The sequence below is a fragment of the Paenibacillus sp. 01T47 genome, assembly GCF_056398245.1.
Map to the genome: position 1 here is coordinate 451,005 of NZ_JBFTPA010000004.1, position 10,424 is coordinate 461,428.

A 10,424-nucleotide genomic window follows, 5' to 3' on the forward strand; every position below is an offset into this window, starting at 1 on the left:
AAAACAATGACAACACGTAAACAAACAAAAGGATTTTTTCTCGGCGCATTAGCTGGAGGTGTTGTAGGCTCGATTGCTGCATTGTTGCTAGCACCGAAGCCGGGCAAGGAATTGCGTCAGGATATTTCAACAGGCGCGCAGAAGGTTGGAGAAACGACGGTTAGAGTTGCAGGTCAAGTAGGCGATACGACGGGCCGTATTGCTAAACAGATCAGCGGCCAAGCGATTCAAATTGCCGATCGTACGAAACAAGCGGCAAGCAGCGTTGTAAGCACGGTAAGAGGCCGCAACAAGGGTACAGAAGAAACAGAAGCGGTTAGTGGCGATATTGCATTTACAGAAGAGGGCAATGAGCAAGCAGCAAGCGCAATTGAAGCAGTAGAAGCCGGAGAAACAGAAGCTGCTACAGCAAAGGAACAATAGAGACTTAGCGGTAGATGCAACATACGTAAATTAGACAATGGGTAAAATGGTTCACTCGTATAATACAAAAAGGCAAACGGCAGGGAGCGAAGTCTCCTGCCGTTTGTTTTTTTATTCACGAGTATGGATAGGGGTTAGCCAACAATATGGTTGTGAACGTAATTGGATACGGGACGAAGCAAGCTTGCGAGCGGCTCCATATTGTAGTCGTTCATCGATGGTGAAGTTGCGGTAATGGCTTCACCTGGCCCTACTACAGAAATTTCATCATCTAATCGACCGACGAACGCGCCGTCATGAATGATAGCACCTTCACCGATAATGGCGCGATGGAGCGTAACATTTCTTCCAATTCTGGCTCCCGGCATGATGATGCTCTCATAAATTTCGCTGTTTACGCCTATCGTAACGCCTGAGCAAATGATGGAGCGTGTTACTTCTGCTTCCACAGCGCAAGCGGGGTGGAGGATGGAGTCGGTAATTGATGCTTCGGGGCTTAAGTAAGGCTTTTCGCTAGACTGGTTTGTTCCGGATTGAGCTGTCCACTTGGCTGCGCCAAGCTTTAGCTCGCCATCCAGCAGATCCATGTTGGCTTCCCATAGGCTGTTGATTGTGCCGACATCCCGCCAGTAGCCGTTATAAGGATAAGCGATCATATTGGTTTTGGAGGAAAGAAGAGCAGGAATAATATCTTTGCCAAAATCATGAGTTGACGCTTCTGAAGCAGCATCTTCTATGAGTATTTTTTTCAAGTCTGCCCAGCGGAATAAATAAATGCCCATGGAAGCTAAGTTGCTGCTAGGATCCGAAGGTTTCTCATGAAAGGAATTGATCCGAAATTGTTCATCCGTTTCTAAAATGCCGAAGCGGCTTGCCTCGCGCCAAGGAACTTGTTTAACGGCGATCGTAACGGCTGCACCGCGATTTTTGTGAAATTCAAGCATAGGCTTGTAGTCCATTTCGTAAATGTGGTCGCCCGAGAGGATTAGTACATGCTCAGGAGCTTTCTCATCGATAAAGTCGATGTTCTGATAAATAGCATCGGCCGTTCCTGCATAGCCCTCTAAACATTTGCTTGAAGAAGGGAGGAAGGCTACTCCGCTATTCGCTTGATCCGTTTGATAGCCGTTCGTGGATTGATTTACATATTTATGAACGCTTTCGGCGCAGTACTGCGTAAGCACGCCAATCGTAGTAATATTTGAGTTTGCACAATTGTTAAGTGGAAAATCAATCATTCGGAAGCGATCGCCAAAAGGTACGACAGGTTTGGCAAACTGACTTGTGAGCGGGGCTAGGCGCCGCCCTTCTCCACCGGCTAACAGCATAGCAATACATTCAGTATGGTTCTTCAATTCAATTTCCCCCTGACCAGTAAGTGTAGTAGTGTTGGCTCTGTTTCTTATATGGAGTCATTAACCTTTCATGGTGACTTTGAAACCGATACGGAGAAAAAAAGGGGGAAATAGATAAGTGAAAAGGGCTCTTGCTCCGCCAGAAAGACGGTGCAAAAGCCCTCAAATGATTAGATATTTCTATACAAAATTCGGAAGTCATGCGGACTGAGCTCAAGCTGAAGCTGCTCTTCGAATGTGGTTACTTCTTCATTCGAGAGCGCATCTTTCCAGTCGTCCGCCTCCATTGGATGCGTAAGCTTAATGGTTTCTTCGGTATGGTTAATCCAGATGGTGAAATGTTGATTGGCGTTTAAGCGTTCATAAATGAAGGCGCCACGTTCGTTATCTGCAAATAAGAAGCGGAATCGTCCATCACGAAGGACGGTATGCTGCTTGCGTAGGGCAATGAGGAGCTGATAGAAATCAAACAGCTCGCGGTCCTGTTTGTCCGCATCCCATTCCATGCATTTGCGGCAGTCCGGATCATCGCCGCCATCCATTCCAATCTCGTCGCCATAATAGATGCAAGGGATACCCATAGAAGTCATCATGAATACAACGGCTTGCTTTAAACGCTGCTTGTCTTCATTTAAACGAGTTGACGCACGAGGTGTGTCATGACTGGATAGGAGGTTGAACATCGCCTCATTCGTTTGCTGAGGATATCGCATAAGTAAACGGTTGATTTGATCGGCGAAATCCGATGCTTTTCCTTCGGAGGAAGCAAAAAAATCCAAGATGTGCTGCGCAAATGGGTAATTCATCGAAGAGTCAAACTGATCGCCGTGCAGCCAGTTAAGCGCATTGCTCCATACCTCGCCGATAATAAAAGCATCCGGCTTTTCAGCCTTAACGGCATGACGGAAATCCCGCCAGAAAGCATGATCAATTTCGTTGGCAACATCGAGCCGCCATCCGTCGATATCTGCTTCCTTAATCCAGTGCACAGCAACATCAAGCAAAAATTGTTTTACTTCTGGGTTTGCGGTATTCAGCTTCGGCATATTGCCATAAAATCCAAACGTAGCATAATTTGCTGCACCGTCTTTGACCTCTACAGGGAAGCCATTCAGATGAAACCAATCCTTGTACTTCGAATTTTCTCCATTTGCCAGCACGTCTTGGAAAGGTGGAAACTGCTCGCTCGTATGATTAAAGACAGCATCCAAGACAACTCGGATATTTAGATCATGACAAGTGCTAACCAGCTTCTTAAGCTGCTCGGCATCTCCGAACTGCGGATCGATTTGCATATAATCGACCGTATCATATTTGTGATTTGACGGTGCTGTAAATAAAGGCGTCAAATAAATCGCCGTAACTCCGAGGTCCGTCAGATGCTTGAGATTATCCATTATGCCTTGCAGATCGCCGCCAAAGTGGCTTTCGCCGCTCGGCGCTTCACCCCAGGGCTGTATGTGGTCGGGGTCGTTGACCGTATCGCCATTTGCGAAGCGGTCGGGCATAATTTGATAGAAAACAGCTTCCTTTGCCCATTCAGGCGCATCAAACAAATCGACCGTATGAATAAAAGGAATTTCAAAATATCCGCCAGCTGGGGTGGGCTGCTCCTCAAAGATGCCATTCTCGATGAGCCATAACGTTTCTTCGCCGCTGCGTACACGAAAGCCGTACGAAAAACGCCGAAACTCCGGCTTGATGGCAGCTTCCCAATAATCAAAGAGGGAATCGGCAGCTATTTTTTCCATCGGAACATCATGATGATGCTGATCCCAATCGTATTTATCTCCTGTTACCGCAACAGCCTCTTCAACGTCATTTCTTTTGGTGCGAAGTCTAAGATGGAAAGTATCACGATCGTATGCATATGCCCATTTCAGATCCGATGAATGATGTAAACATTCTTTAAACAATGGCGTTCGCCCCTTATCATATGGTCTTCTATCTATTCTTAATAATTGCTATCCGCGCAGCAAGGATTCTGCTCCGTCTATGTAAACAGTGGTACCTGAGACATGGTCCGAATCATCAGATGCGAGGAATAATGCAAGCTTGGCCACTTGAGCTGCGCTGCCAGGCCCATCTTCCAGCGGCTGGCTGCCATCTGGATATTCAACGGGAATCGACACACTCTCGAGCTCTGGCGTACGCTCTGTATTTTGCTCGATATTCGTCTCAATAGCTCCGGGGCAGATGGCATTCACGCGAATTTTGTACTGGGCAAGCTCCAAAGCAGCCATCTTGGCAAAAGCGACCTGTCCAGCCTTCGTGCTGCTGTAGGCGCTGAAACCGATATTCGAGAACACCCGATTACCATTTATGGAGCTGGTGATAATAATGCTTCCGCCTTTATCCTTTAACAATGGAATAGCGTGTTTTACAGTCAGGAATGTGCCGGTGAGATTAACTTGAAGCGTCGTATTCCAGTCTTCGATATCCATCAGTTCAATCGGTGTTAATACACCGTTAATACCTGCATTGGCAAATACAATGTCTAGGTGTCCATAATGCTCGCGTGCTTGTCGATAGGCGTCTGCAAGCTGAGCTTCATTGGAAATATCAGTTTCAATAGGCAGGCAGTCGACATTGTATTCTCGAACACTGCGGCATACCTGCTCCATGGCGGATTCTTTAACATCAAGCAGAACCAAATTGGCGCCTTCCTTCGCGAATTTCAAAGCTGCTGCCCTGCCAATACCAGAGCCTGCCCCGGTAATGAGAGCGACCTTTTCTTGTAAACGGCCGATCGGATATTTCACTTTTGTCATCTGAACGCCCTCCTTTTTGTTTTCAATCCAAATGCAATGCTCCACATTGTTTCTACACGTATGTACCCGATCCGAGATGATCTAAACCGAATGCAAAAGGCTGCACCCCATTTATTCCTCTGCATTATTGCTGGATTAACCAAAAAAGGACTGTCAATGCTACCTAACGTAGTCATTGACGGTCCTTTGTCATTTACATTGAGCTTTCAATTTGAAATTTCAGACCGCTTGTCCGAAATGTCGATAAGATACTGGTACGTTTTTGTGCCTGTATTCATATGCTATTTTGTCTCTATTCATCACATTATGTTTAGGAAAGCGGTGTGTTTGTGCAGCAACCGATTGCAATACTGGACTCAGGCGTTGGCGGCCTCACCGTTGCCAAGGAAGTTATGCGCCAACTGCCGCGAGAAAAAATCCTTTACTTTGGAGACACGGCTCGAACGCCTTATGGACCGCGTTCTTCAGAAGAGATTGTTCGTTTTACGAGGGAAATCGTCGATTACTTAATTCAGTTTAATCCGAAAATGATTGTTATAGCATGTAACACAGCAACAGCGGCCGGACTTGAAGACATTCGCTCAAGAGTCGCGATCCCGGTTGTTGGCGTCATTGATCCTGGTGCAAGAGCAGCTATAGGCCTTACAGCTACGGGTTATGTTGGTGTCATCGGCACAGAGGGAACGATCAAAAGCGGTGCTTATGAGCAAGCTTTAAAGACGTTGTCGCCGAAGGTGCAAGTGATAAGCGAAGCGTGCCCGAGATTTGTGCCGCTAGTGGAAAAGGGGAATTTTCGTTCCTTTGAAACGTACGAAACGGTGCAGAGCTCCATTGGGCATTTGCGGCTTTTTCCAATGGATACGTTAATACTTGGCTGCACGCATTATCCTTTTCTAGCAGAAACCATATCCGAGGTGATGGGCCAGAGCGTGAAGCTCATCAGCTCAGCGGACGAGACGACACGCGAGATCAGGAGTATTTTGGAAAACAATGACCAGCTTGCGAGCGAGGAGAGGGAACCGGTGCATCAATTTTTTTGCAGCGGAGATCCGCGGATGTTTCAATCCATTACTCAGCAGTGGCTTGGGAAGCAGATTGAACTGACGCCTGTAGTTTGGCAAATACCCAATATCATTTAAATGATAAGAAACTGAAGCCGGGCTTAAACATAGCAAGGCTTCTTTTTGTTGATTGCTACATAGGACAAGTAAGACCTTGCATAGCATGATAGGAGCAAATTTATGCAGCTGGGGGCGATGGTTATATACTCCTTACAAACGTATGGCTATCTTGATTTAGTGGAGGGTGTTCGGCAGCTATCAGGCAGATACTCGTTTTTATCGGCACATATTATTGGGGAGAGCGTAATGGGCAAGCCGTTATTGGCGCTCCGCTGCGGCAACGGCCCGCGTCAAATTCATATGAACGGCTCTTTTCATGCAAATGAATGGATTACCTCTGCACTGCTGATGCGCTTCGTTGCTGATTTGTCGGCAGCTTATTGCAGCGGGGAGCGAATGGGTGGACAGCAAGTGGCCGATTTGTGCAAAGACGTGACTTTATGGGCTGTCCCGATGGTAAACCCAGATGGTGTAGAGCTCGCACAATACGGAGCATTGCCGAGGCATCCTTATTATCAGCAGCTAATGGAGTGGAATGGCGGCTCCGATCAGTTCAGCAACTGGAAGGCCAACATTAGAGGTGTTGACTTAAATGATCAATTCCCTGCGTTTTGGGAAGAGGAGTGCAAGCGCAGAGGGGTAGAGGGACCTGGACCACGCGACTATCCAGGACCGTATCCGCTAAGTGAGCCGGAGGCGAATGCCATGGCTCAATTTACGAGTAGAATCGGTTTCGATGCGGTTCTTGCTCTTCATACGCAGGGGCGGGAAATCTATTGGAATTATCGTGATTATGAGCCTGCAAATGCAGAGCAGCTTGCCAAACGGCTCGCTCAGGCAAGTGGATATGAAGCGGTAAAGCTGACTGGCAGCGATGCGGGATATAAGGACTGGTTCATTCATCAGTTCCGCAGACCTGGCTTTACAGTGGAAGCGGGTTATGGCGAAAATCCGCTGCCGATGAGTAATTTTGATCAAATTTATGTGGAGCTGCAGCCGCTGCTGCTAGAGGCGCTTCGCCTTTAGCGGCCGCTGGCCTCTAGTAGTTAATTACGCCATGCTTATGCTATACTAATCGGAAAAGGTCAGCAAAGGTGGGATTTCATGCGTAAGTTGCTGTCGCTGCGCCATTGGCAGCGTACGTTTGTCCGTATTTTTCAGCTGCTTCGATCAAAGGATGTTTCACTGCTGGACAAGCTGATTTTTTCCGTGCCTGTTTTTCTTTACTGGGTTTTGCCGGACGTCATGCCGTTCATGCCGATTGACGACATCGCGGTTACGATGGTGCTTGCCGAATGGTTTGCCCGTAGAATGGAGAGCAAGTATAATATAAAATAATAACGATTGCCGAAAGGCCTAACGATAAGAGGAGCTGGATAATTTATGAACTGCAAAATTTCAAAAAATGCTGCTAAAGTTCTACAAGTAGAGCTGGACAAGCCTGAAAACGAAGGTAAAAAGCTGCGTATTTATGTCACTCATTCGCACGGCGACCATGCTCATTACGGTATGGGAATCGACGAGCCGACTGAGAAGGATATTGTTGTATCCACTGACAAAGGGATCGATGTTATTTTGGAGAAAGACAATGCTTTTCTGGACGGCGTTCGCATCGATTATTTCTATGTGCCTGAAGAAGGTTTTGCCGTTACGAATCCAACCAAGGGCAACCACGGTGATCACTAGCATTTTTCCGTATTCGGTTGAGACAGGACGATGAATAATGGCTAACGATATAATGGTTTGCGACAAATGCAAGCATACGAAGATCAAATCGATTTTGCCCAAGCTGCAGAAGCTGGCGCCGGACACAGAGGTTCGTGTAGGCTGCAAGTCGTACTGCGGGCCATGTGCCCGCTATGCATTTATTTTTGTTAATGGACGGTACATTAAGGCGCCTTCAGAGGATGAGGTCATCGAGAAGATCATTCCTTACATCAAGAAATAAATAACAATATTAATATTATAGAACGTCATACACGACAAGACCCTGCGACAGTTTGATTTCGTAGGGTCTTTGTATTTTCATACGAGGAGCCAAACGAAAGGAGTGCGAGCGTGGACATAACGACGCCTCAGCTTTTATATCATGGAACCACAAGCGATACTGTGCAATCATTTGGGCAGAAGCTGTTGAATTCACCCTATTGGCGGCCGGGGAAAGATTTTGGAGAAGGATTTTATACGACAATATCGGCTGAGCAAGCACGCAAATGGTCGCATAAGGCAGCAAAGGAGTCATGGGACGGCGGTCGTCCATGTGTGCTTGTCGTAGAGCTGAACTCGGTACCGGAGCAGGTCGAGCCTCTCTTGTTTTTATCCGATTCACCAGCATGGGCGTCCTTCATTCTTGCTCACCGCAAGGCAGCGGTCAAAGGTACTGATCCCTGTGATGCGCATCCAGATATCATCATCGGTCCTATGGCGGACAATGACACTGGAAAAATCGTACATAAAGCAGTACAATTAAAGAAAGATGAGCAATGGTTTTATGAGCAAATCACAGTGTCGCGCAAAGGCAGGAAGCTCGATTCGCTGCGGCTCGGCAATCAGGTCGTTTTTTGCTCCGAACGGTGGGAAACTCATTTGAAACTAGTCGGCTACCATATTTATTCGGGAAGCAGGTGGATGTATCATGAAAGTGAAAACACAGGTCAGGTTAAGCTTATATGAACGCGGAATTGCTGAGGCTTTAGCTGCCGAATACGGCTATACCGCAGCGGATGCGAGAGAGCTTGTCGTCGAATATATTCAGGTTATCCGCAAGCTTAGCGGGTATGACAATTGTGCCCAGTATGCTCAACTGCTCGATCGTGCACGTCGTATGAACCATTCCCCAGCGCAGTGGCTTGAACGTATCCAAAGCGTGGAGAAAGGCGAAATGAGAGACAGAGGCATTGATTCGGAACAGCGGCAATATTTGCAAATGAAATAGGACCCCGCGATGTGTATCGCCCGGGTCCTTTGTTTATCCTAAAAGAAATACATATGCTTCGTTTGAGAAAGCTTAGGGGGAAAAGAATGCTGAGGCCAGCACGTTATTACCTATTTGGACTAGTCCTAGCGCTTGTCTGTTTGGCTGCAGCAGAGCTCATTTGGCTGCCGGCCCCGCTGAAGACATCCGGCGGGATACAGTGGATAGAAATGATCGATTGGTTGTTCAATATATTAGCCCTTATACCGATTAGCTGGGCGGCTGGTGCCTTGCTCGGGGTTTGGCAGCAGCGGAAAAGAAAAGGCTGGACGCTTATTTTACAGCTAGTACGCATTATAATCGCTGGACTAGGCATAATCGGAGCAGGTTATGTGCTGTTTGCGCCAGAGATGCTGTTCCAGATGCTGCTGGTTATCGGCGCTGCTGCACCGCTAGTGTTTGTAGATATGCTTCTTACTGAAGCGTTAGAGCGGTCGCGAGCGGCGAGGGCATTGAATATAGGAGGGAATCGTTCGAACGCTCCCAAGAGGCTTCTAAGCCCTCTGTGGCTGCCAAAGCGCGGGGTGGTCACTCTAACGATTACGATAGTGCTTCTATTGGTTTTGCTCTGCCCTACCGGCTATCGCGTCACATACCCGGGGATGACGCTCAATATGAATCGTTATGCGCATGTAGAGAAGAGCGAAAACAGCGGAGGAACGGTAAACGGCATACTCGTATTCGAGAGGCCGGCCGTACCGGCTGATTGGTTGTATGCCAAGCTGCTTCCGATGTATAGCTTCGAGAAAATACCAGAAAATGAACCGCCGCTGACGGAATCGTACACGCAAGTCGTTCATATGAAAACGGATGCCAATCGTGTTGCAGCAGCTGTTGCCATGCAGAAAGCAGGCGTTGGAGGCGGAATTAAGCCAGATGGGATTAGAATTATTGCCATCGTAAAGGATAGTCCAGCCGAGCAGAAGCTGCAAGCTGGCGATATTATTGATGCGATGAATGGGCAAGCGGTCAAATCGATTGGCGAGATGACCGACTACATGGAGAAAGCGGTAAAGCCTGGCGAGTCCGTACAGATTACGCTAAGGAGAGCAGGGGTTCAGACACAAACGGAGGTTAAGACGAAGGCCTCAGCTGATTCGCCAGAGCGAGCAGTGTTCGGCATTTCGGTGCAAACAGAGCTGCTTCTCGATATCCCGCTTAACATCGATTACAAACGCTTTATGGCGCATATTGGAGGTCCATCTCATGGGGCGATGCTGACGCTGGCTATTATTGATCAACTGACACCAGGCGGCGTTACGTATGGCAATCAGGTGGCGGGTACAGGTACAATTGAAGCAGATGGCTCGATAGGATTAATTGGCGGCATCAAGCAAAAGGCTTATGCCATCAGCCGGACGGATGCGGATGTGTTTTTTGTGCCGGCAGAGCTGGAAGGAGACGCTCGCAGCGGAGCGCCTGATCTCAATATTGTGCCAGTGAACACGATTGACGATGTGCTGAATTGGCTGTCTGAGCATAAAAAGTAGCTAAATGTGTAGGAATGTTAGGTATACCGAATATAAAAAAGAACCTTTAAATCCACTATTGAATGTTGGTCAAGACCCCTATTTGTAGACATTGCAAAAAACACCTAGGCAGAAAGCTGACGTCTGTAAGCAACAGGCGTGAGTTTTTTTAGTTTTCTCTGCGGTCGCTCGTTATTATAGAAATGCAAATATTCTTCAATTCTCCTTTGTGCCTCTTCTAAACTTCGGATATGATAAGGATAGAGTGCTTCCGCTTTTAAATGCGAAAAAAAGCTCTCCATAGAGGCATT

At 47.4% G+C, this 10,424-nt stretch carries 13 protein-coding genes; 9 read left to right on the top strand and 4 right to left on the bottom strand.

The features are described from left to right. Positions 1-6 precede the first annotated feature (6 nt). A complete protein-coding gene (locus AC1DOV_RS11905) occupies positions 7-423 on the top strand; it encodes a YtxH domain-containing protein (RefSeq protein ID WP_441880991.1) in 417 nt (138 codons plus the stop codon). Positions 424-557: 134 nt separating this feature from the next. Here the strand turns inward: AC1DOV_RS11905 and AC1DOV_RS11910 are convergent, their stop codons facing one another. The 3 genes from AC1DOV_RS11910 to AC1DOV_RS11920 form a co-directional block, all read right to left on the bottom strand. Continuing rightward, positions 558-1,778 carry a sugar phosphate nucleotidyltransferase gene (locus AC1DOV_RS11910; protein WP_477550036.1) on the bottom strand — a complete coding sequence of 407 codons (1,221 nt, stop codon included), beginning with the start codon at positions 1,776-1,778 and terminating at the stop codon, positions 558-560. Positions 1,779-1,948: 170 nt separating this feature from the next. After that, entirely contained in the window at positions 1,949-3,694 is a 1,746-nt protein-coding gene (locus AC1DOV_RS11915; RefSeq protein WP_477550037.1) for an alpha-glycosidase, read from the bottom strand. Positions 3,695-3,742: 48 nt separating this feature from the next. Then, the gene (locus tag AC1DOV_RS11920) at positions 3,743-4,549 is read right to left on the bottom strand and encodes an SDR family oxidoreductase (RefSeq protein ID WP_477511284.1); all 807 of its coding nucleotides are present in this window, start codon (positions 4,547-4,549) and stop codon (positions 3,743-3,745) included. Positions 4,550-4,878: 329 nt separating this feature from the next. Between AC1DOV_RS11920 and racE the strand changes: the two genes are divergently transcribed. The 8 genes from racE (at position 4,879) to AC1DOV_RS11960 (ending at position 10,134) form a co-directional block, all read left to right on the top strand. Further along, positions 4,879-5,688, top strand: coding sequence for a glutamate racemase (gene racE / locus AC1DOV_RS11925; RefSeq protein ID WP_477550038.1), 810 nt, complete (start codon positions 4,879-4,881; stop codon positions 5,686-5,688). A gap of 102 nt (positions 5,689-5,790) precedes the next feature. After that, positions 5,791-6,696, top strand: coding sequence for a M14 family metallopeptidase (locus AC1DOV_RS11930; protein ID WP_339203591.1), 906 nt, complete (start codon positions 5,791-5,793; stop codon positions 6,694-6,696). A 78-nt stretch (positions 6,697-6,774) separates the two neighbouring features. Further along, positions 6,775-7,008 (top strand): hypothetical protein, encoded by a 234-nt coding sequence (locus AC1DOV_RS11935; protein WP_076266789.1) that lies wholly within the window; start codon positions 6,775-6,777, stop codon positions 7,006-7,008. A 45-nt stretch (positions 7,009-7,053) separates the two neighbouring features. Further along, positions 7,054-7,356 carry an iron-sulfur cluster assembly accessory protein gene (locus tag AC1DOV_RS11940; protein WP_339203589.1) on the top strand — a complete coding sequence of 101 codons (303 nt, stop codon included), beginning with the start codon at positions 7,054-7,056 and terminating at the stop codon, positions 7,354-7,356. A gap of 37 nt (positions 7,357-7,393) precedes the next feature. Next, a complete protein-coding gene (locus AC1DOV_RS11945; protein ID WP_076266791.1) occupies positions 7,394-7,618 on the top strand; it encodes a YuzB family protein in 225 nt (74 codons plus the stop codon). 110 nt (positions 7,619-7,728) lie between these two features. Then, the gene (locus AC1DOV_RS11950) at positions 7,729-8,343 is read left to right on the top strand and encodes a DUF3990 domain-containing protein (RefSeq protein ID WP_477550039.1); all 615 of its coding nucleotides are present in this window, start codon (positions 7,729-7,731) and stop codon (positions 8,341-8,343) included. Beyond that, the gene (locus AC1DOV_RS11955) at positions 8,306-8,605 is read left to right on the top strand and encodes a hypothetical protein (protein ID WP_076266793.1); all 300 of its coding nucleotides are present in this window, start codon (positions 8,306-8,308) and stop codon (positions 8,603-8,605) included. The genes AC1DOV_RS11950 and AC1DOV_RS11955 overlap by 38 nt, the downstream gene beginning before the upstream one ends. 86 nt (positions 8,606-8,691) lie before the next feature. Further along, positions 8,692-10,134, top strand: coding sequence for a PDZ domain-containing protein (locus tag AC1DOV_RS11960; RefSeq protein WP_477550040.1), 1,443 nt, complete (start codon positions 8,692-8,694; stop codon positions 10,132-10,134). A gap of 104 nt (positions 10,135-10,238) precedes the next feature. On the opposite strand, the gene AC1DOV_RS11965 is transcribed toward AC1DOV_RS11960, so the two are convergent. Then, positions 10,239-10,424 (bottom strand): IS3 family transposase (locus AC1DOV_RS11965; RefSeq protein ID WP_477550041.1); only part of this gene is annotated, 186 nt, incomplete at its 5' end.

Bases quoted from the DNA above. Each gene is read 5' to 3' on its own strand.
- AC1DOV_RS11905 (WP_441880991.1), top strand. From the start codon at position 7: ATGACAACACGTAAACAAACAAAAGGATTTTTTCTCGGCGCATTAGCT.
- AC1DOV_RS11920 (WP_477511284.1), bottom strand. From the start codon at position 4,549: ATGACAAAAGTGAAATATCCGATCGGCCGTTTACAAGAAAAGGTCGCT.
- AC1DOV_RS11930 (WP_339203591.1), top strand. From the start codon at position 5,791: ATGCAGCTGGGGGCGATGGTTATATACTCCTTACAAACGTATGGCTAT.
- AC1DOV_RS11935 (WP_076266789.1), top strand. From the start codon at position 6,775: ATGCGTAAGTTGCTGTCGCTGCGCCATTGGCAGCGTACGTTTGTCCGT.
- AC1DOV_RS11940 (WP_339203589.1), top strand. From the start codon at position 7,054: ATGAACTGCAAAATTTCAAAAAATGCTGCTAAAGTTCTACAAGTAGAG.
- AC1DOV_RS11945 (WP_076266791.1), top strand. From the start codon at position 7,394: ATGGCTAACGATATAATGGTTTGCGACAAATGCAAGCATACGAAGATC.
- AC1DOV_RS11955 (WP_076266793.1), top strand. From the start codon at position 8,306: ATGAAAGTGAAAACACAGGTCAGGTTAAGCTTATATGAACGCGGAATT.
- AC1DOV_RS11960 (WP_477550040.1), top strand. From the start codon at position 8,692: ATGCTGAGGCCAGCACGTTATTACCTATTTGGACTAGTCCTAGCGCTT.